Source organism: Pseudomonas sp. C9 (assembly GCF_002000165.1).
Taxonomy (GTDB): domain Bacteria; phylum Pseudomonadota; class Gammaproteobacteria; order Pseudomonadales; family Pseudomonadaceae; genus Aquipseudomonas.
Window position 1 is genome coordinate 132618 of the sequence record NZ_MPAK01000002.1, and the last position, 19288, is coordinate 151905.

The window sequence follows — 19288 nt, forward strand, 5'->3', positions numbered from 1 at the left end:
AAAGGTAGTTTCAATGAGCAGTACCCCAAACTCCAATGGCCTCGAACAGGGGCTTAAACCGCGTCATGTGACCATGCTGTCGATTGCCGGGGTTATCGGCGCCGGCTTGTTCGTAGGCTCGGGTCACGCCATCGCCGCCGCCGGCCCGGCCGTGCTGTTGGCTTACGCTGCCGCCGGTATGCTGGTGGTGTTGGTGATGCGCATGCTCGGTGAAATGGCTGTTGCTTCGCCAGACACCGGCTCCTTCTCGACGTACGCCGATCGCGCGATCGGTCACTGGGCCGGTTTCACCATCGGCTGGCTGTACTGGTGGTTCTGGGTGCTGGTCATCCCGTTGGAAGCCAACGCCGCCGCCACCATCCTGCACGCCTGGTTCCCGAACGTGGCGATCTGGGCGTTCACGCTGATCATCACCCTGCTGTTGACGGTGACCAACCTGTTCAGCGTCAAAAACTACGGTGAGTTCGAATTCTGGTTCGCCTTGATCAAGGTTGTAGCGATCATCGGTTTCATCGTCCTTGGTGTTCTGGCGATCTTCGGCTTCCTGCCAAGCAGCCAGGTCAGCGGCGTTTCGCACCTGTTCGACACCCAGGGCTTCCTGCCAAACGGCATGGGCGCGGTATTGGGCGCGATCCTGACCACCATGTTTTCCTTCATGGGCACCGAGATCGTGACCATCGCGGCCGCGGAATCGAAAAACCCTGGCCAGCAAATCTCCAAGGCGACCAACTCGGTTATCTGGCGGATCGGCTTGTTCTACCTGGTGTCGATCTTCATCGTTGTGGCCCTGGTGCCATGGAACGATCCGATTCTGGCCAGCGTCGGTTCTTACCAGACTGTGCTTGAGCGCATGGGCATCCCGAATGCCAAGCTGATCGTCGACATCGTGGTACTGGTTGCTGTGACCAGCTGCCTCAACTCGGCGCTGTACACCGCCTCGCGCATGATGTTCTCCCTGGGCAAGCGCGGTGACGCACCGGCCGTTTCCCAGCGCACCAATAAGAGCGGCACGCCGTATTGGGCTGTGATGTTGTCGACCGGTGCTGCGTTCCTCGCCGTGTTCGCCAACTACGTCGCCCCGGCTGCGGTGTTCGAGTTCCTGCTGGCCAGCTCCGGCGCCATCGCGTTGCTGGTGTACCTGGTGATCGCCATTTCCCAGCTGCGTATGCGCAAACAGCGTATGGCACGCGGTGAAAAAATCGCCTTCAGCATGTGGTTGTTCCCGGGCTTGACCTACGCGGTGATCATTTTCATCGTGGCGGCCCTGACCATCATGTTGTTCCAGGAAGCGCATCGCGTAGAGATTCTCGCGACCGGCCTGCTGGCGCTGCTGGTAGTCGCGGCAGGCGTGCTGGTAGCTCGTCGTCGTCACAATGAGAAGCTGAGCGCAGCCTTGGCGCGCTGAGATATCTGACTCAAGCCAATTGTTGTTGAGGCACCGAAACGACCGCCATCAGAAATGATCGCGGTCGTTTTTTTGCCTTTCATTCAGGTGCTTTATTGGGTAGTAAGCGGATAGACACGATGATGGCGAGATAGTAGCCTTTGCGCCGAATGTGTATCTCGCTGTTACGGGATACGATGGAGTTTCAGGACACGGATTGTTCGACGCCCTCAGCCTTTGCGGCTAAAAGCCCCCCGACCCTTTCTTGCCTGCTCCTTCATCTGCGGTGTGTTCACAGATGCATTTGCGTGTGCCTGCCGTTCAAGCGGCAGATCAGAGTCAGCGCTGCATGGAGCTAGCCCGGCCACTCAGCCAACCCATTGGGGCATCAAGGAGACAGGCATGGCGTTTACATCGGTTGTGTTCAAAAACCCGAATACCGGTGCCATGAAAGAAGCGCCAATCGGCTTCTCGTGGACCGTATTTTTCTTTGGCTTTTTCCCGGCCTTGTTCCGTGGTGACTTCAAGTGGGCAGCGATCATGTTTGTCGTGGCCTGCTTCACTTTTAGCCTCAGCAACCTCGTGTTCATGTTCATCTACAACAAGCTGTACGTGAAGGATCTGATCGGTGCCGGCTTCAAGGCTCAATCCATTGCCAGCGGTGATCTGAGCTACGCCAGTGCCAAGATCGGCATGGAAATCCCGCGTCTGAATCCTGTGGCTGCCTGAGGCTTGTAGCTTCTGCAGTTAAAAAACGGCCGCTGTCAGTGATGACGAGCGGCCGTTTTTGTTTGAGTCGTAATCCTTACTCGGCTTTTTCTTCCAGCGACTCACGGTAGACATCCAATGCAGCGCCGAAATCGGCGATGAACTGTGGCTCGCTCAGCCACGCCTGGGCGGCGTCGCGGTCCATGCCGTCGGCCCACATGCGGTAGTCGATCAGCATGTCGGCGGCCAGGTGGGTGGCAGCCATGCCTTCGTCGTCGGCGTTTTCCATGTCCAGCAGTTCTGGGTGGTCGATGATGATAAAGGCGAGGTTCGTCAGCAACACCGAGAGCATTTCACTGCGGCTGACGGCTTCCGCGTCGCGCATTTTGCTGAACATCGCCAGGGTGTATTCCGGGATCGGCTCATCGAGATGGCCAAGGTCATCGTCCAGCGCGGCGGGTTTGCGGCCGTGGATATTGATCTGCTTGGCTTTGGCCTTTGCGCGCTTGGCGCGTTTTTGTTGCTTGTTCAGGGATGCCATGGGAACTCAGTTGGATTTCTGTTGGGTTTGGGCGGCGATGATATCGGACGCTGCGACATAGTCGGCCTGGAAGGCCGGTGATTCGATCCACGCCAGGGCGCCAGCCTCGTCGACTTCGGTCGACCATTGGCGGTACTCGATCAGCGCGGCGAGGATGAAGTCCATCGCGCCTTCTTCGCCTTCCTGCTCGTACACCAGCTCCAGCAGCGGGTCTTCCAGGAAGGCCACGCACATCGCTTGCTGGCTGATTTTTTCGGCGTCGATCATTTTCTTGAACAGTTCGGTCAGGTCCACCGATTCGAAGTCGATGCGATCATCGTTCGGGTCCAGCTCGACCGGTGCGGCTGCCCGCTGCGTGCGGTTTTGCTTGGCCTTGGCTTTAGCGCGAGTGGCGCGTTTGTGCTGCTTGTTGGCGGAGGCCATGGGTGTCGTTCCGTAATTCGTTGAGGGGCTCAGTTGCGCGGGACTTGCCGCCCGGGGGTATCGGGGGCCAGTTCGCCGGTCTGCAACCAGGACAATGCAATGGGCCATAGTGTGGCTTGGTATGCGCTGCGAAAAAAGGCGAAATGTCCGACTTTTTTTTCGCCGATGTCTTCGGGGGCGATTCTCAGGTGGGTGTTTGTACTGCCGGTGAAGTAACCGAGCAGGCGTTCAATGGCCGCAACGGTGCCGTAAGGATCGTCGCTGATACTGATGGCCAGGGTTTTTGCGCTGACGTTAGCGAACGGGAGCCCACCGTCCCTGGCGTGGATGACGCGACCGCTGGGCCGTTTTTCGTAACGGGCGGTGGGCGTGCTCCAGTCATGCACGACGCCGGCAGGCGTGTCTTCCAGCCAGCCAAGGCGTTTTCCGGGAAAGTAGCCATAAAGCATCGTCACCAGCGGCATCACTACATGCCATTTGCCAAACATTCGCCAGCGGTGGGCCGGCGCGTAATCGCGCCAGTAAGCAAATTGAGCGCCTACCGTCACCAAGCGCCGAATGACGCGCCCAGAGGCTCCCAAGCCCGCTGCACAGCCTCCAAAGCTATGACCGACGACATCGCAGGGCTGGCCGGGGAATTCTCGCTGAGCGCGCCTGAGCATCGCCTCAAAGTCCAGTGCGCCCCAATCGGACCATGAAGCGTCGAGATCTCTCATTGAGGTGGGGCGGGACTCACCGATGCCTCGGTAGTCGAAGGTGATCACGTCGAAACCGTTGGCGAACAGGTAATCGGCGAAACGCGAATAGTGGCGGCAGCGTACCGAGGTGGCGGCGTTGATGATAACGACCGGGCGGGTTGCATCCTGCGGGGCGTGCCGCCACGTGAAGCCGCCGAGCATGAAGCCATCTGCGGCGGGCTCCTTGAACGGTTCGCCGCAAGCCAGGGTGGGCTGCGACAGCTCAATCTCAGCCGGCGCCAATGGCGGTATGTCCTGCACATTCATAGGTTTCGGGCCTTTGCGCGGAGTCGCTAACGATAGTCTTCACGTTGCTTGGGAGCAATCCACCGGCACTATCGTGATTTCTGATAAAGCAGTCGTTCTTCTAGCGCTGCCTGTTCCCGATCCAGCTCTGCACGAAGCTCCTCTTCGCTCGGCAGCACCAGTTTGTATTTGCTGGCGAACAGTTGCTCATTACCCTCCAGGATTGAAAAGCGCACCACTGATTCATCTTTTTGGGCGCAGAGAATGATGCCGACAGTGGGGCCGTCCTCCGGTCCTCGTCTGAGCTCGTCGTACATGCGCAAATACATGTCCATTTGGCCGACGTCCTGGCAGGTCAATTCGCCGCGCTTTAGGTCGAAGATGACGAAGCACTTGAGCAGATAGTTGTAGAACACCAGATCGATGTAAAAGTCTTTGCTGTCGGTACTGATGCGTTGCTGTCGGGCGATAAAGGCAAATCCTTTGCCCAGTTCGAGCAAAAAGCCCTGAAGTTGGTTGATCAGTGCTTGTTCGAGTTCGGTTTCCAGCACCCGACCTGCGTTGGGCAGGCCAAGAAACTCCAGTACGACGGGGTCACGAATGAAATCCCTGGGGCTGGCGCGCATTTTCTGGATATCGGTATCTGCTTCATCCTTGACGGCATCGCGGTCCCGACTCGCCAGCAGGCGCTCGTAGTAAAGCGTGTTGATCTGGCGCTCCAGCGCACGGCTGGACCAGTTTTGAATGGCTGATTCGTTCATGTACCAGTGGCGAGCATGGTCATTGTCGACTCGTAACAGGCGGCGGTAATGGGTCCAGCTCAATTCGTGACGCAGTGCGTCACACATTGGGAATGCTTGATAGAACAGACGCATGTAACGAAGGTTGGAGGCATCAAAGCCTTTCCCAAACTCGGCTGTCAGAACCTTCGCCAGCGTTGACAGCAACTGCTTGCCATAACCTGCCCGCCGGGCCCCTTCCTGCTCAAACACCACAATATGCCGCCCGATCTGCCAGCAGGTTTGTACTTGGACGGTATCGACCGCACGCAAGACCTTTTGACGTGCCTGGCGGATCAGTTCCCCAAGATTGCCCACCAGTGAGGCGAGTTGTGGGTCATGCAGGTGATCGGATTTGACGAGGCTCATGGAGTCTTCCGCGGCTGAAGGAACAGGCGAAAGAGGATGACAAGGGAGCGCCATTCGGCGATGCAGGATGGCGCTGGTGATTCGCAAGGAAATGCTGGATTCGTTTTGCAGGAGCAAGCCGACGTCAGAGCACGTTTGTGGAATACAACCTGTAGTCCATTTCGCCGTGGGCCAAAGTACCAATCAATCTAAAACCCAGGCCTTCGGCGAGGCGTCTAAAAAGGGGTAACGATAGGGTTCTACAGAGCCCGGGAGTCGCCATCATGAAAAACTTCCATTCATTCATGTTGCCCCTCATCGCTGTCGGTGTGCTGGTTTTTCCAGGGATCGCGCCGGCGGCCAGTCTTGATCCTGTTGATAACGCAGGCGTACAGGTCCAGCGTGAAGCGCAGAACGGCATCACTTACCTGAACGGTGGTATCGGTGAGGATGAATCAAAGGCCATCCAGCAGACGTCGGGTTACAACCTGCACATGACGTTTTCTGTCGGGTCCGGGAATGAATACATACCCGATGTAGAAGTAGTGATTCAGAAAGCAGCGGGGCAAACAGTGTTGACGTTGAGTCAGGCTGGCCCGCTGGTTTATGTCCAGCTGCCTCCTGGCAAATACACCGTTGTTGCGACTCGCAATGGAGAAACGCGGCGGGATACGACAGACATTGGTAGCGGCGCAGCGCGCAACCTGGTTTTTCACTGGAACAGCTGATCGGTTTCTTTAACGACCGGCGTTATACCTTGAGCAAACAGGCGGCAGTCGTGTTGCGACTGCTCGCCCGTCGGTCGCATCAGGCCTGAGTCGTTTGACCGCGCAGGATCTGTTGCTTGCGTTGCTCTTCTGGCAGGTCATTGATGCAATAGTTGATGTAGAAAACGTTCAGGAAGAAGGTGTAGAACGCGTTCATACGCAGATCGATTTTGTGCTCGCTGAGGGCGTATTCCGACAAGGCATTCTTGGCTTTGAACGCCCAGACGATATACAGGGCGTTTGTCGCAATAATCAGAATGCCCGACAACGCTTCGAACAATACCTCGCCTGAATTGGACAACGCGTGGCTCCAGCCAAGGCAGACGGCCAGCCAGATTATGTAGGTGTTATCCACCAGTTTGATCTTGGTGGTTTCGCTGATTTTCTGATTGGTTCTGACAAGCCACAGCAACAGGTACAGCCCGAAAGTTGCGACCGACAGCAAAACCATATTCAAGGTTTTGGTGTTGATCTTGTCTTTGAGTTCATTGATGTCAGACATAACGGTTCCATGTTCAGGATCGAGGGGAGGGCGTGCTTGAAAGGGGGGGCAAATCGTCCTGCAGGGGAGAAGGTGTTCTGCGGGGAGGGGGTGAAAAGCACGCACTCCTTGCGCTGTCTCTAGCCTGTGGCGATTGATCCGAATGCGGGGGGGGGGCGTCGGGATCGATGCTGACCATCTTCCATGTACGCGAAAAATGATAGCACGGAGCTATCACTGGACTGGATCAAAAAAAGGAAATGTTTCAGGCGTCTGTGCTGTGGTTTTCTGCCGTTATCAAATCGCAGGCATAAAAAAACCCTGAATCTTTCGATTCAGGGTTTTCGGTATTTGGTGCCCAGAGACGGAATCGAACCGCCGACACGGGGATTTTCAATCCCCTGCTCTACCGACTGAGCTATCTGGGCAACGGGGCGCATTAAACTGGTTTTTCAGGGGGTCGTCAAGAAAGTTTTCAAAAAAAATTTAATTATTACCGTCGCTTACGATCCGACCCCCGATTTGGCGGGGTTATTCTGCCGGCGGCACGTAGCCTTCGGCCTTGGCGTATTCCTCGCCGGAGAAGTACTTGTCCATCTCGCCCTGAAGATATTTGCGATCTTCGGCGTTCATCATGTTCAGGCGTTTTTCGTTGATCAGCAGCGTCTGATGCTTTTGCCAGTCGGCCCAGGCCTTGGCAGAGACGTGATCAAAAATATCCTGGCCCTTGGTGCCCGGGAACGGAGCGCGCTCCAGGCCAGGCAATTCTTCTTTGTACTTGCGGCACATGATGGTGCGGGTCATGACGATTCTCCTGCGTTCAATACGGCGGCCGCGCGTTCGAGCAAGGTTTTGACCGGGGCGGCAAGGCCCAGGCGCGGCGGGGTGGCGAGGTTATACCAGAGCCAATCGGCCTCGGCCACGTGATGGCCGGCTTCCTGGACCCGGACCAGCCAGGGTTCGATGGACAATTGGAAGTGACTGAAGGTGTGTACCAGGCTCGGCAGCGCCTTTGGGCTGCCCAGCTCCAGTGAGTGTTGCGAAGCCAGATGTTGCAGGTCGTCGAGGTCGTCGAGCTCCGGCAAACTCCAGAGACCGCCCCACAAGCCCGTGGAAGGGCGACGGTAGAGCAGAATCGCGCCGTCACCGTTGGCGAGCATCGGCATCAGCGTGCGCTTCTGTGGCACGCTTTTACGCGGTTTTGGAATGGGGTAGCGGGTTTCCAGCCCAAGCATGTGCGCCTCGCAGCCCTTTTCCAGCGGGCACAGCAGGCAACTTGGTTTGCTGCGCGTACACAGCGTGGCACCCAGGTCCATCATGGCCTGGGTGTAGGCGTTGACACGATCATGCGGCGTAAAGCGCTCAGCGTTGGCCCAGAGCTGTTTGGCGACCTTCGGCTCCCCCGGGTAACCCTCTTGCGCGGTAAAGCGCGCCAGGACGCGTTTGACATTGCCATCGAGGATCGGCGCCCGCAGGCCCATGCTCAGGCTGGCGATGGCACCCGCCGTCGACAGGCCAATGCCGGGCAGATCAACCAGCTTTTCGACATCACGAGGAAACTCGCCGCCATATTCAGCCACGACAATTTTTGCGGTCTTCTGCAGATTGCGGGCGCGGGTGTAGTAACCCAGGCCCGTCCACAGGTGCAGCACTTCGTCTTCCGGCGCAGCGGCCAGGGCTTCGACCGTCGGCAACGAAGCCATGAAGCGGTCGAAGTAATTCAACACGGTGCTGACCTGGGTTTGCTGCAACATGATTTCCGAGACCCACACGCGATACGGCGTAATGCCCTGCTGCCAAGGCAAATCGTGGCGGCCGTGGCGGTCGTACCAAYCCAGCACCGCCGATGAAAACTGCTCGGATCTCATCGCTTGAACAGCCCCTTCAATGCGTTTTTCAGTTCAGGACTGACCTTGTCGCCCAGCTTCTCGTCGATTTTTTCGCTGATCTTGTCGCCGGCCATTTTGCTCGCGACCTGGCCCATGCGTTCGTTATCGAGACGGCAAGCCTTGGCACCGAGTTCCAGCGGCCCACGGCAGCGCAGCGGCCACTCGACACCGACAAATTTGTCGCCGACCTGACAAGCCGGGTCCGGCATGGCGCTTGTATCGCCTTCGACGATGATGCCCACGCGGTAATCCATGCCCAGCACGCGCAGATCAACGTCGCCGTCGCCATTCACGGTCATGCCCGGGATACGCACTTTCAGGTCCGGATTGCTGGCGACGCCGTTACGGAACGTCAGGTTGCCCTTGAGCTCCTGGAAGGGCGTGTCCTTGCCCCGTGGCTCGCCGCTGAGGGTTTTGCGGTTCAGGGTGGCGATGCCCTTGCACAGCTGTTGTTCGAGGTTGGCATTGAGCAACACGCCGTTGTTGATGACGAAGCTGGCGTTGCCGTTGAGGCTGTCGATCAGCGCCTTCTGGCTGTTGCCGCTACCGGTCAGCGCACTGTTGAGCGTCACCAGGCCTTTGACCGGCGGATTTTTCCCTTGGCTTTCGAGGATCTTTTCCGCCGGTACTTTGATGATGTTCGTCTGCAGGCTCAGCGCCGGGACCTGCTGGCGCACGTCGAGAGTGCCTTTGGCTTCGAAGTTGCCGCCATACAGATCGCCGCGCAGGTTCTGCAGGGTCAGCAGGCCGCCCTGGCCCGTGGCCTTGAGTGCCGCGTTCTGGATCGGAAGCTTGTCGAGGGTCAATTGGCCGAAGGTCAGGTCGGCGTCCACGTCGAGTTTGCTCAAGCGCTCAACCGGCAAAAGGCGTTCGGAACTCCACGCGTCTTTGGTCGGTTTCTCCGGCAGCGGCGTGCTGCCCGCACCCGCCATGGCGTCGGCCTCGGTGCTGGCGACTTCAGCCTGGCGCACCTGGGTCGCGCTGTTGGCTTCGGCGGATTTTGCTGGCAGATAGCGGTCGATGTTGAACGTGTCAGCCTTCAGGACTGCGCGTAACGATTGCTTTGCGAAATCCTCAACAGCGATACGGCCGCTGAAACTGCTGTCATCGACTTTCAGATTGATATTGTCGAACGCCACGCTGCTCGGCGTGCCGGCCACGCGGCTGACCAGTTCGACTTTGCTCAGGCTGCCTTCAGCCATGGCCGGAAGTTGCTGGCCAATGCTGTCGACGAATTTCGCCAGGTCGAACTGGGCAATCGAAATGCCGCCGCTGATTTGCGGGGTCTTGTCGAGGTCGTTGACCTTGAGTTCACCCAGTGCGCGCAGTTGATTGGCAGAGATCTTGATACCGGTCCATTCAGCGACGTTCGCCGCTTTATCGAGCAGCAATTGCCCCTGTGCAGAGAACGTCATGGTCTTGCCCTGCAGCGGATCACCCGCGAGTTCGCCGGACATTTTCATGTCTTCAAATTTGTAGCGTTGCAAGGCGCGCTCGAAACGCAGTTCGCCATTGAGCTCGGTGCGTACGCGCAGAACCGGTTGGTTGGTGCCCAGGAATGCCGTGAGCTTGACCGGAATATTGGTCGAGTCGTGGACCGGGCCGGTGCTGAGCTGAATGCTCTCGGCGCTGAACTGCTTGCCCGTCTGCTCGTCGCTGTACTCAACGCGGGCGTTATTGACGGTCAGGCTGTCGATGTCCAGGCGCATGGGCTGGGCCGGTTTTTCCACTGGGGCCGTGGCCGCTGGCGAAGGCTCGCCGGTGGTGGTCGGCGTCGTGCTTGCAGTGGCTGGCGCGGGGACCTTGCCCACGTCCTGCCAGTTCCCGTGGCCATCCTTGTCGCGGGTCAGGCGCAGGTTCAGCCCTTCGACACGGACATCGCTCATCTGCACTTCTCGGCGCAGCAGCGGCAGCACGCGTACCGACAGACCCAGCATCTGCAAGTCGGCGAACGGCTCGGTTGGCTTGACCAGGGTCGCGACACTGGCGTCATGCAACTCCAGGCCAAGCCACGGGAACAGGCTCCAGCCGATGTCGCCATTGAGCGTCAGCTCGATGTGGGCCTTGTCGCGGGCAATCTGGCGAATCTCGTCTTTGTAGTCGTTGGGATCGAAGAGGTGGGTCAGGGCAAAGCCCAGCGCCACAATGATCAGCAACAGCCCGAGAAGCACCAGACCCAGGATTTTGCCGAACGCTTTCATGGGCGAGTCCTTGTAGTTAGTCGAATTCGAAATTTAGCCGGGGAGTATAGCGCTCCGAAGCGGACGACCGGTCAGGCGATCAATCGGGCAACACATCCAGCGGCAGTTTCAGCTTGGCCGCCAGCGCCTGGGCTTCAAGATGCCCGGCGGGGGCCAGCAGACGCAGGGTTGCGCCCGACTCAGAGGCCATTTTTTGCGCTTGGTTCACCAAGCGCTCGGCGACGCCACGCCGACGGGTAATTTTTCGTACACACAATTGAGACAAGTGCCAAACGTCCTGATTCCGCTGTAAACGCGCGGCGCCGAGCAGTCGATCATTGAAGCGTCCTGCGATCAGCGAGCCGTCCCGCAGGCAGCCTTCGATCAACTGCGCTTCCCCTGAAAACGGGGCGAACAGCCAAAGCGGAGCGTCGCGGTAAATTTTCTGCAGGTCTTGCTGATCCTGGTACGTGGCCTCGTTCAGCGGTTCGACAATGATCGGCATGGTGTCTCCTTAAGAGGTACGAGAACAGATGACTTACAAAAGGTGATATCAGTTTGGTTTTTCTGTCACGTGCAAATGGTAACCTTTGCCCGTTCGTCCGTCCCGCTGCGACCAGATGTCGCACAAAAAGGCACTTCACCCAACAAAACGGTCATGCGTGCGCATGAAGGCCGGGGGCGAGGAGTGGCTGGCGAACCCTACTAATAATTGGGGGATACACAATGACCACGAGCATCACGGCGGACGGCCTTAACGCCGGCCAGCCTGCGTTCCTGTCCAAGGAACGCATCATCGCCAAGCCCGGTTTCAACCGTTGGCTGGTACCACCGGCCGCCTTGGCCATCCACCTATGCATCGGCATGGCCTACGGTTTTTCGGTGTTCTGGTTGCCACTGTCCAAAGCCTTGGGCGTCACCAAGCCCATGGCCTGCGCGCCGGACATGAGCTTCATCTCGCAAGTGTTTTCGTCGCAGTGCGACTGGCCGATCTCGATGCTCGGCTGGATCTACACCCTGTTCTTCATCTTCCTTGGCTGCTCGGCAGCGATCTGGGGTGGCTGGCTGGAACACGCCGGGCCGCGCAAGGCTGGCGTGGTATCGGCATTGTGCTGGTGTGGCGGTCTGCTGATTTCAGCGTTGGGGATTTATACCCACCAGATCTGGCTGATGTGGGTCGGTTCCGGGGTCATTGGCGGTATCGGCCTGGGGTTGGGCTATATCTCGCCGGTTTCGACGCTGATCAAATGGTTCCCGGACAAGCGCGGCATGGCGACCGGCATGGCGATCATGGGGTTTGGTGGTGGCGCGATGGTCGGTGCTCCGCTGGCCGCAGCCTTGATGGGCCATTTCGCTTCGCCAGACAGCGTCGGCGTATGGCAGAGCTTCCTGGTGATGGCTGCGATTTACTTCGTGTTCATGATCGGTGGCGCATTGTCGTACCGCGTTCCGCCAACCGGCTGGAAGCCTGAAGGCTGGACGGCCCCGGCGAAAAAAGCGGCGAACGCGATGATCACCCACCGTCACGTCCACGTGAACGTGGCGTGGAAAACTCCACAGTTCCGTCTGGTGTGGCTGGTGCTGTGCCTGAACGTATCCGCCGGTATCGGCATCCTGGGCATGGCTTCGCCACTGCTGCAGGAAGTGTTCGGTGGAAAACTGATCGGTGTAGACCTGCCGTTTGGTCAGCTGGACGCCGGGCAACTGGCTTCGATTGCGGCGATTGCGGCCGGTTTCACCGGTTTGCTGAGTTTGTTCAACATCGGCGGCCGTTTCTTCTGGGCCTCGTTCTCCGATTACCTGGGCCGTAAAAACACCTACTTCGTGTTTTTCGCATTGGGTTTCGCGTTGTACGCGTTGATCCCGAACCTGGGTCATCTGGGCAACGTCGCGCTGTTCGTCGCCGCGTTCTGCATCATTCTGTCCATGTACGGCGGCGGTTTTGCGACCGTCCCGGCTTACCTGGCGGACCTGTTTGGTACGCAAATGGTCGGCGCGATCCACGGTCGTCTGTTGACCGCTTGGGCGGCGGCGGGCGTGTTGGGGCCGGTGTTGGTGAACTACCTGCGTGAGTATCAGTTGAGCATCGGCGTTGAACGCGCTGCCGCTTACGACATCACCTTGTACATCCTCGCAGGCCTGCTGGTGCTGGGTTTCCTGTGCAACCTGCTGGTGCGTCCGGTGGCTGACAAGTACTTCATGACCGACGCTGAACTGGCTGCCGAACAGGCGCTGGGTCATGACAAAGGTGCTGACAGCAGCACTGTGCTGGAATGGAAAGCCGATGCTGGCACCAAGCCGCTGGCCGTCGCTGCATGGCTGGTGGTGGGAGTTCCGTTGGCGTGGGGTGTGTGGGTGACCCTGCAGAAAACGGCGATCCTTTTCCACTAATGCACCTCCCTGTGGGAGCGGGCTTGCCCGCGAAAGCGGACTTACAGTCGACAGGTATGTTGAATGTGATGGCCCCTTCGCGGGCAAGCCCGCTCCCACATTTGTTCTCTACAAGGCAAAAAGTCCGTGTTTGCCGGCTTGTATGGACATGTCTATCCCCGGCAGCGCTGGGTTCAGCCCGTCAGGGATATTACGTATCGTGTTTCTGTTTCCGCCCCGCGCCCCTATAATGGCTGCCTTTTTCGCCCAATGATTTTGCGGAGCTGGTGATGGCCGAACGTAAGGCGTCAGTCGAGCGCGACACTCTGGAAACCCAGATCAAAGCCTCGATCAACCTGGATGGCACCGGAAAGGCCCGATTTGATATCGGTGTTCCTTTTCTTGAGCACATGCTGGACCAGATCGCCCGTCACGGGCTGATCGACCTGGATATTGTCAGCAAGGGCGACCTGCATATCGACGACCACCACACCGTGGAAGACGTTGGTATCACATTGGGTCAGGCCTTTGCCAAAGCCATCGGCGACAAGAAAGGCATCCGTCGCTACGGTCACGCCTACGTGCCGCTCGATGAAGCGCTGTCGCGCGTAGTGATCGATTTCTCCGGTCGTCCTGGTCTGCAGATGCATGTTCCATATACCCGCGCTACCGTCGGCGGTTTCGACGTTGACCTGTTCCAGGAATTCTTCCAGGGCTTCGTCAACCACGCGCTGGTCAGCCTGCACATCGACAACCTGCGTGGCACCAACACCCACCACCAGATCGAAACCGTGTTCAAGGCATTCGGCCGCGCCTTGCGCATGGCCGTCGAGCTCGATGACCGCATGGCCGGTCAGATGCCATCGACCAAAGGCGTTCTGTAATGCAGACGGTCGCGGTTATCGATTACGGCATGGGCAACCTGCACTCGGTGGCCAAGGCCCTCGAGCACGTCGGTGCCGGCAAGGTCTTGATCACCAGTGATGCCGACGTGATTCGCGAAGCTGACCGGGTGGTGTTCCCCGGCGTTGGCGCGATTCGCGATTGCATGGCGGAGATCCGTCGTCTTGGCTTTGATTCGCTGGTGCGTGAAGTCAGCCAGGACCGCCCGTTCCTGGGGATTTGCGTCGGCATGCAAGCCTTGCTCGACACCAGCGAAGAGAACGATGGCGTTGACTGCATCGGCCTGTTCCCGGGGGCGGTGAAGTTCTTCGGCAAAGACCTGCATGAAGACGGCGAACACCTGAAAGTCCCGCACATGGGCTGGAACGAAGTGAAGCAGAAGGTGAGTCACCCGCTGTGGCACGACATTCCGGACATGGCGCGTTTCTACTTCGTGCACAGCTACTACATCGCCGCCGGCAACGCGCGGCAGGTGGTGGGCGGCGGTCATTACGGTGTCGATTTCGCTGCGGCGCTGGCCGAAGGCTCGCGTTTCGCCGTGCAGTTTCACCCGGAAAAGAGCCATACCCATGGCCTGCAATTGCTGCAGAACTTCGCTGCGTGGGATGGTCGCTGGTAAATGGCGGTCAAGAAGAAGCCACCGATCCTGACCCTCACGCCCGAACAGGAGCGCGAGGCCAATCACAAGATCAAGCGCTTCATGGAGGATCGCTTCGAACTGGACCTGGGTTCGTTCGAAGCGGCCGAAATCCTTGAGCTGTTTACCCGTGAAATTGCTCCGCACTATTACAACAGGGCGATTTTCGATGTGCAGACGCACCTCAAAGAGAGGTTCGAAAGCATCGAAAGCGACTTGTGGGCGCTCGAGAAAAACTGATTTCCGAGCGAAGCTGAATACTCGAATTTGAAGGTTTGCCAGATGCTGATTATTCCCGCTATCGATCTCAAAGACGGTGCCTGTGTTCGTCTGCGCCAGGGCCGCATGGAAGATTCCACGGTGTTCTCCGATGACCCGGTGAGCATGGCTGCCAAGTGGGTGGAGGGCGGTTGCCGTCGTCTGCATCTGGTCGACCTGAACGGCGCCTTCGAAGGCCAGCCAGTCAACGGCGAAGTGGTCACCGCTATCGCCAAGCGCTACCCGAACCTGCCGATCCAGATCGGCGGCGGTATCCGCTCGCTGGAAACCATCGAGCACTACGTCAAAGCCGGCGTCAGCTACGTGATCATCGGCACCAAGGCTGTGAAAGATCCGGCTTTCGTCGCTGAAGCCTGCCGTGCATTCCCGGGCAAGGTCATCGTTGGCCTCGATGCCAAAGACGGTTTTGTTGCCACCGACGGCTGGGCAGAAATCAGCACCGTTCAGGTCATCGACCTGGCCAAACAGTTCGAAGCCGACGGCGTGTCCGCGATCGTTTATACCGACATCGCCAAAGACGGCATGATGCAGGGCTGCAACGTACCGTTCACCGCGGCGCTGGCTGCTGCTACGCGCATTCCGGTGATCGCGTCCGGCGGTATTCACAATCTGGGTGACATCAAATCGCTGCTCGACGCGAAGGCGCCAGGCATCATCGGCGCGATCACCGGCCGGGCGATCTACGAAGGCACCCTCGATGTCGCCGAAGCGCAAGCTTTCTGCGATTCGTACAAAGGCTGAGGACTGACCATGGCGCTGGCCAAACGCATCATCCCTTGCCTGGACGTGGACAACGGCCGGGTCGTTAAAGGTGTGAAGTTCGAGAACATTCGCGACGCCGGCGACCCGGTGGAAATCGCCCGTCGTTATGACGAGCAAGGTGCCGACGAGATTACCTTTCTCGACATCACCGCCAGCGTCGACGGTCGCGACACCACACTGCACACCGTCGAGCGCATGGCCAGCCAGGTGTTCATTCCGCTGACCGTGGGCGGTGGCGTGCGTACCGTGCAGGACATTCGCAACCTGCTCAATGCCGGTGCGGACAAGGTTTCGATCAACACCGCGGCGGTGTTCAACCCGGAGTTTGTCGGTGAAGCCGCGCAGCATTTCGGTTCGCAGTGCATTGTCGTCGCCATCGACGCGAAGAAGGTCTCGGGACCTGGCGAAACCCCTCGCTGGGAAATCTTCACCCACGGCGGCCGCAAGCCAACCGGGCTCGACGCCGTTGAATGGGCGAAGAAGATGGAAGGCCTGGGCGCTGGCGAAATCCTGCTGACCAGCATGGATCAGGACGGCATGAAAAACGGTTTTGACCTCGGCGTCACTCGCGCCATCAGCGACGCGCTGGGCATTCCGGTGATCGCATCCGGCGGTGTCGGCAACTTGCAGCACTTGGCAGACGGCATCCTCGAAGGCCACGCCAGCGCGGTATTGGCGGCGAGTATTTTCCACTTCGGCGAATACACCGTGCAGGAAGCCAAGGCCTACATGGCTCATCGCGGCATCGTGATGCGTTAGGCTCCTACGAAAACTGCCTTCGCGACGATCATGCTGTATTGAAAGCGAGTTTGCTTGATCGCCGCTCGACGAGTTTTCGTATAGCGCCTAAACAAACGATACAGGCCAGTGGACATCATGGCGGGCTCAAGGCACTCTTGGGTACGCCATGGATTTCGGTAGCCAGACATGCTCAAACGCCTTCTTCTAGTCCTCGCCAGCGCCTCCCTGTTGTTTATCAATGGAGTGCGTGCCGCAGAAAGTCCCGGCACCGACCTGGTGTTGCTGACAGAAAATTTCCCGCCCTACAACATGGCCAAGAACGGCAAAAACTTTGCTCAGGGCGAGAATATCGATGGCATCGCCGTGGACATCGTCCGCGAGATGTTCAAGCGTGCCGATGTTACCTACAGCCTGACGCTGCGCTTCCCTTGGGAGCGGGTCTACAAACTCGCGCTGGAAAACCCCGGTTACGGTGCATTCGTGATGGCGCGGTTGCCGGACCGCGAGAGACTCTTCAAGTGGGTCGGGCCGATCGGTCCGGACGACTGGATCATGCTGGCCAAGGCTGACAGCACTATCACCCTCGAAACCCTGGATGACGCGCGAAAGTACAAAATCGGCGCTTACAAAGGCGACGCGATTGCCATGACACTGGCCAAGCAAGGCTTGAAACCGGTGGTGGTCCTGCGCGATCAGGACAACGCGAAGAAGCTGGTCAGCGGCCAGATCGATCTGTGGGCCACCGGTGATCCGGCCGGGCGTTATCTGGCGCGTCAGGAAGGTGTGAGCGGGCTCAAGACCGTTCTGCGCTTCAACAGCGCCGAGCTGTATCTGGCACTGAACAAAGAAGTGCCGGACGAAACGGTGGCCAAACTGCAGGCTGCGCTGGATCAGTTGCGTAAAGAAGGCAAGGTGGACGAGATCATGGCGCGGTATCTCTAGGGGGCACTGATCGTTCCCACGCAGAGCGTGGGAACGATCCCGCTTCAACGGTACACGCCGTCCTTGCCATGAGCCGCTGTCGCCCGATTGCCGCGCACGCTGATCATCTGCTTGATATCAATCCACTCGATTCCCTGAGCTTTCAGCTTCGGCAACTCCCGCTCCAGCACCGCCAGCGTCTGCGGGTACGGATGCCCGATCATCACCGCCGATCCCTGCTTTCGCGCCAGATTGATCGCCGTTTGCAGCTGCGTGAAAATCGCCGCCTCGGTTCGCTCATCATCCAGAAACACATCCCGCGATACGCTCGCCAAGCCAATTTTCTGTGCCTGGGCGGCGGCAACGGTTTGCGCGCTGGTACGACTGTCGACGAAGAATTTGTGGCGCTGCTGCAAGTCCGCCATCAACCAGGCCATGGCGGCCGGTTGGGCAGTCATCCGGCTGCCCATGTGGTTGTTGATCCCGGCGGTGTAAGGCACAACCTTGAACGCCGCATTCAGGCGCTTTTCCAGCTCCTCGATGGGCAAGTCAGGATGCCAGGCGAACGGGCCGGTCGCCGGGTCCATGGGCATGTGCAGGATCACGATTTTGCCGGCGCGATGGGCTTCGCGGGCGAACTCGGTGGCATGGGGGGTGTCGGGCATGATCGCCGTGGTCACCGGGCCGGGCAGGGCGAGCACGCGGCGATCCCGGGGCAGGTTCTGCCCCAGGTCGTCGATGATCAGGCTCAGGTAGGCTTTTTGAGAAGGCGTTTCGACGGGCGCTGCGTGAACAGCACCCGCCAGGCAGAGACACAGCCCCAGGATAAACCGCTGGAACATCTCAGCGGCCGGAGGTGATGCTCAACCCTTTGAGCAGGCTCAAGGCCTGGGCCAACTGGTAATCATCATCCTGCGGCATGGCCTTGGGTTTGCCGCTGGAGCTGGTCGGTTTGTCGGCGCCGCCGTTGCCATTACCCAGGTGACCTTGCAGGTCGGCTTCCTTGAAGTATTCGCCGTCCTGCTCGTTAGTGATCTTGGCCTTGCGCACTTCGATGTCTGGAACGATGCCCTGGGCCTGGATCGAGCGGCCATTGGGCGTGAAGTACAGCGCGGTGGTGATCTTCAGTGCGCGATCGTTGTTCAGTGGCAGCACGGTTTGCACCGAGCCTTTGCCGAAACTGGTGGTACCCATCACCACGGCACGCTTCTGGTCCTGCAAGGCGCCAGCAACAATCTCCGAGGCCGAGGCACTGCCGCCGTTGATCAGCACGACCATTGGCACGGCTTCGCTTTCGTCCTTGCCCGTCGCATTGAAGCGCAGTTCGGAGTTGGCGATACGGCCCTTCGTGTAGACGATCAAGCCCTTGGTGATGAAGTGATCGACCACTTCCACCGCGGACTGCAGCACCCCGCCCGGGTTGTTGCGCAGGTCGAGGATGATGCCTTTGAGCTTCTTGCCGTTTTCCTTGCGCAGCTTGGTCAGGGCCTGGGAAACCTCTTCGCCGGTCTTGACCTGGAACTGAGTGATGCGGATGTAGCCATAGCCGGATTCCAGCAACTGCGACTTCACGCTCTTCACTTGAATGATGGCGCGGGCCAGGGTCACGTCGAACGGCGGGCCGCCATCGCGCACCAGGGTCAGGGTGATTTTCTGGCCGATCTTGCCGCGCATCTTGTCCACGGCTTCGGTCATGCTCTGGCCGCGAGTCGGCTGGCCGTTGATTTTGACGATGAAGTCGCCGGCCTGAATACCCGCCTTGGAGGCCGGGGTGTCATCGATCGGCGAAACCACCTTGATGAAACCGTCTTCGGCGCCGACTTCGATGCCCAGACCGCCGAATTCACCGCTGGTGCTTTCCTGCAACTCGGCGAAGTCTTCCGGGCCCAGGTAGGCGGAGTGTGGGTCGAGGTTGCTGAGCATGCCTTTGATCGCGTTTTCAAGCAGGGTCCTGTCGTCCACCGGTTCGACATAGGCAGCCTTGATCCGGTCCATGACCTCGGCAAAGGTGCGCAGTTCTTCTAGCGGCAACGGCGCCTTGGTCGTCGCGGCAGTGCCCGCAGGCGCGACTGCCGGGGCCGGCTGAGCGGCGAACGCCAGAGGCGCGCCGATCACCAGGGCGATCGTCAGGGCCAGCGAGGTAAGGCGGGACAAATGCAGCATGTCTAACGAACTCCTGAATTAGGCGGCAC

Annotated in this window: 21 protein-coding genes and 1 tRNA gene; 10 read left to right on the forward strand and 12 right to left on the reverse strand. The window is 59.0% G+C overall.

The window, feature by feature from the left end; genetic code table 11:
* Positions 1-13: 13 nt before the first annotated feature.
* Positions 14-1405 (forward strand): GABA permease, encoded by a 1392-nt coding sequence (gene gabP, locus BMS17_RS27550; protein WP_046031255.1) that lies wholly within the window; start codon positions 14-16, stop codon positions 1403-1405.
* 381 nt (positions 1406-1786) lie between these two features.
* Positions 1787-2113: a hypothetical protein gene (locus tag BMS17_RS27555; RefSeq protein ID WP_046031254.1), complete on the forward strand. Its 327-nt coding sequence runs from the start codon at positions 1787-1789 to the stop codon at positions 2111-2113.
* A gap of 76 nt (positions 2114-2189) precedes the next feature.
* On the opposite strand, the gene BMS17_RS27560 is transcribed toward BMS17_RS27555, so the two are convergent.
* From BMS17_RS27560 to BMS17_RS27575, 4 genes are all read right to left on the reverse strand, one after another.
* Complete coding sequence (locus BMS17_RS27560; RefSeq protein ID WP_046031253.1) at positions 2190-2633, reverse strand: hypothetical protein; 444 nt, start codon at positions 2631-2633, stop codon at positions 2190-2192.
* Positions 2634-2639: 6 nt separating this feature from the next.
* Positions 2640-3056, reverse strand: coding sequence for a hypothetical protein (locus tag BMS17_RS27565; RefSeq protein ID WP_077432280.1), 417 nt, complete (start codon positions 3054-3056; stop codon positions 2640-2642).
* Positions 3057-3085: 29 nt separating this feature from the next.
* A complete protein-coding gene (locus tag BMS17_RS27570; protein WP_077432281.1) occupies positions 3086-4060 on the reverse strand; it encodes an alpha/beta fold hydrolase in 975 nt (324 codons plus the stop codon).
* A gap of 68 nt (positions 4061-4128) precedes the next feature.
* The gene (locus BMS17_RS27575) at positions 4129-5187 is read right to left on the reverse strand and encodes a YhcG family protein (protein ID WP_077432282.1); all 1059 of its coding nucleotides are present in this window, start codon (positions 5185-5187) and stop codon (positions 4129-4131) included.
* Positions 5188-5450: 263 nt separating this feature from the next.
* On the opposite strand from BMS17_RS27575, the gene BMS17_RS27580 reads away from it, so the two are divergent.
* Complete coding sequence (locus BMS17_RS27580) at positions 5451-5894, forward strand: hypothetical protein (RefSeq protein ID WP_046031249.1); 444 nt, start codon at positions 5451-5453, stop codon at positions 5892-5894.
* A 79-nt stretch (positions 5895-5973) separates the two neighbouring features.
* Here the strand turns inward: BMS17_RS27580 and BMS17_RS27585 are convergent, their stop codons facing one another.
* From BMS17_RS27585 to BMS17_RS27610, 6 genes are all read right to left on the reverse strand, one after another.
* On the reverse strand, positions 5974-6435 hold the full coding sequence (locus BMS17_RS27585) for a DUF4234 domain-containing protein (RefSeq protein ID WP_046031248.1): 462 nt from the start codon (positions 6433-6435) through the stop codon (positions 5974-5976).
* Between the two features lie 331 nt (positions 6436-6766).
* Positions 6767-6842 (reverse strand) — tRNA-Phe (locus BMS17_RS27590).
* Between the two features lie 103 nt (positions 6843-6945).
* Positions 6946-7218, reverse strand: a complete 273-nt coding sequence (locus tag BMS17_RS27595) for an oxidative damage protection protein (protein ID WP_046031247.1) — start codon at positions 7216-7218, stop codon at positions 6946-6948.
* Entirely contained in the window at positions 7215-8282 is a 1068-nt protein-coding gene (gene mutY, locus BMS17_RS27600; protein WP_077432283.1) for an A/G-specific adenine glycosylase, read from the reverse strand. The genes BMS17_RS27595 and mutY overlap by 4 nt, the downstream gene beginning before the upstream one ends.
* Complete coding sequence (locus BMS17_RS27605) at positions 8279-10504, reverse strand: AsmA family protein (RefSeq protein ID WP_077432284.1); 2226 nt, start codon at positions 10502-10504, stop codon at positions 8279-8281. The genes mutY and BMS17_RS27605 overlap by 4 nt, the downstream gene beginning before the upstream one ends.
* Before the next feature lie 79 nt (positions 10505-10583).
* A complete protein-coding gene (locus BMS17_RS27610; protein ID WP_046031244.1) occupies positions 10584-10988 on the reverse strand; it encodes an acetyl-CoA sensor PanZ family protein in 405 nt (134 codons plus the stop codon).
* A 221-nt stretch (positions 10989-11209) separates the two neighbouring features.
* Between BMS17_RS27610 and BMS17_RS27615 the strand changes: the two genes are divergently transcribed.
* The 7 genes from BMS17_RS27615 to BMS17_RS27645 all read left to right on the forward strand — a co-directional run bounded on the left by BMS17_RS27615 (position 11210) and on the right by BMS17_RS27645 (position 17117).
* Positions 11210-12874, forward strand: a complete 1665-nt coding sequence (locus BMS17_RS27615; protein ID WP_077432285.1) for an OFA family MFS transporter — start codon at positions 11210-11212, stop codon at positions 12872-12874.
* Between the two features lie 269 nt (positions 12875-13143).
* The gene (gene hisB, locus BMS17_RS27620; RefSeq protein ID WP_003218037.1) at positions 13144-13737 is read left to right on the forward strand and encodes an imidazoleglycerol-phosphate dehydratase HisB; all 594 of its coding nucleotides are present in this window, start codon (positions 13144-13146) and stop codon (positions 13735-13737) included.
* Positions 13737-14375, forward strand: a complete 639-nt coding sequence (hisH, locus tag BMS17_RS27625; protein ID WP_077432286.1) for an imidazole glycerol phosphate synthase subunit HisH — start codon at positions 13737-13739, stop codon at positions 14373-14375. The genes hisB and hisH overlap by 1 nt, the downstream gene beginning before the upstream one ends.
* Positions 14376-14633 carry a DUF2164 domain-containing protein gene (locus BMS17_RS27630; RefSeq protein ID WP_077432287.1) on the forward strand — a complete coding sequence of 86 codons (258 nt, stop codon included), beginning with the start codon at positions 14376-14378 and terminating at the stop codon, positions 14631-14633.
* A 42-nt stretch (positions 14634-14675) separates the two neighbouring features.
* Positions 14676-15413, forward strand: coding sequence for a 1-(5-phosphoribosyl)-5-[(5-phosphoribosylamino)methylideneamino]imidazole-4-carboxamide isomerase (gene hisA, locus BMS17_RS27635; RefSeq protein WP_017336056.1), 738 nt, complete (start codon positions 14676-14678; stop codon positions 15411-15413).
* 9 nt (positions 15414-15422) lie between these two features.
* Positions 15423-16193, forward strand: coding sequence for an imidazole glycerol phosphate synthase subunit HisF (gene hisF / locus BMS17_RS27640; protein ID WP_007897430.1), 771 nt, complete (start codon positions 15423-15425; stop codon positions 16191-16193).
* 168 nt (positions 16194-16361) lie between these two features.
* Positions 16362-17117 (forward strand): ABC transporter substrate-binding protein, encoded by a 756-nt coding sequence (locus BMS17_RS27645; protein ID WP_046031240.1) that lies wholly within the window; start codon positions 16362-16364, stop codon positions 17115-17117.
* A 44-nt stretch (positions 17118-17161) separates the two neighbouring features.
* On the opposite strand, the gene BMS17_RS27650 is transcribed toward BMS17_RS27645, so the two are convergent.
* Both BMS17_RS27650 and BMS17_RS27655 read right to left on the reverse strand, forming a co-directional pair.
* The gene (locus tag BMS17_RS27650; protein ID WP_046031239.1) at positions 17162-17938 is read right to left on the reverse strand and encodes a divergent polysaccharide deacetylase family protein; all 777 of its coding nucleotides are present in this window, start codon (positions 17936-17938) and stop codon (positions 17162-17164) included.
* Position 17939: 1 nt separating this feature from the next.
* Positions 17940-19259 (reverse strand): S41 family peptidase, encoded by a 1320-nt coding sequence (locus BMS17_RS27655; protein ID WP_077432288.1) that lies wholly within the window; start codon positions 19257-19259, stop codon positions 17940-17942.
* Positions 19260-19288 lie beyond the last annotated feature (29 nt).

Coding starts and splice junctions, on each gene's coding strand:
- BMS17_RS27555 (WP_046031254.1), top strand. CDS start 1,787: ATGGCGTTTACATCGGTTGTGTTCAAAAACCCGAATACCGGTGCCATG.
- BMS17_RS27575 (WP_077432282.1), bottom strand. CDS start 5,187: ATGAGCCTCGTCAAATCCGATCACCTGCATGACCCACAACTCGCCTCA.
- hisB (WP_003218037.1), top strand. CDS start 13,144: ATGGCCGAACGTAAGGCGTCAGTCGAGCGCGACACTCTGGAAACCCAG.
- hisA (WP_017336056.1), top strand. CDS start 14,676: ATGCTGATTATTCCCGCTATCGATCTCAAAGACGGTGCCTGTGTTCGT.
- BMS17_RS27630 (WP_077432287.1), top strand. CDS start 14,376: ATGGCGGTCAAGAAGAAGCCACCGATCCTGACCCTCACGCCCGAACAG.
- BMS17_RS27610 (WP_046031244.1), bottom strand. CDS start 10,988: ATGCCGATCATTGTCGAACCGCTGAACGAGGCCACGTACCAGGATCAG.
- BMS17_RS27655 (WP_077432288.1), bottom strand. CDS start 19,259: ATGCTGCATTTGTCCCGCCTTACCTCGCTGGCCCTGACGATCGCCCTG.
- BMS17_RS27645 (WP_046031240.1), top strand. CDS start 16,362: ATGCTCAAACGCCTTCTTCTAGTCCTCGCCAGCGCCTCCCTGTTGTTT.
- BMS17_RS27595 (WP_046031247.1), bottom strand. CDS start 7,218: ATGACCCGCACCATCATGTGCCGCAAGTACAAAGAAGAATTGCCTGGC.
- BMS17_RS27650 (WP_046031239.1), bottom strand. CDS start 17,938: ATGTTCCAGCGGTTTATCCTGGGGCTGTGTCTCTGCCTGGCGGGTGCT.
- gabP (WP_046031255.1), top strand. CDS start 14: ATGAGCAGTACCCCAAACTCCAATGGCCTCGAACAGGGGCTTAAACCG.
- BMS17_RS27605 (WP_077432284.1), bottom strand. CDS start 10,504: ATGAAAGCGTTCGGCAAAATCCTGGGTCTGGTGCTTCTCGGGCTGTTG.
- BMS17_RS27585 (WP_046031248.1), bottom strand. CDS start 6,435: ATGTCTGACATCAATGAACTCAAAGACAAGATCAACACCAAAACCTTG.
- BMS17_RS27560 (WP_046031253.1), bottom strand. CDS start 2,633: ATGGCATCCCTGAACAAGCAACAAAAACGCGCCAAGCGCGCAAAGGCC.
- hisF (WP_007897430.1), top strand. CDS start 15,423: ATGGCGCTGGCCAAACGCATCATCCCTTGCCTGGACGTGGACAACGGC.
- BMS17_RS27570 (WP_077432281.1), bottom strand. CDS start 4,060: ATGAATGTGCAGGACATACCGCCATTGGCGCCGGCTGAGATTGAGCTG.
- BMS17_RS27615 (WP_077432285.1), top strand. CDS start 11,210: ATGACCACGAGCATCACGGCGGACGGCCTTAACGCCGGCCAGCCTGCG.
- BMS17_RS27580 (WP_046031249.1), top strand. CDS start 5,451: ATGAAAAACTTCCATTCATTCATGTTGCCCCTCATCGCTGTCGGTGTG.
- hisH (WP_077432286.1), top strand. CDS start 13,737: ATGCAGACGGTCGCGGTTATCGATTACGGCATGGGCAACCTGCACTCG.
- BMS17_RS27565 (WP_077432280.1), bottom strand. CDS start 3,056: ATGGCCTCCGCCAACAAGCAGCACAAACGCGCCACTCGCGCTAAAGCC.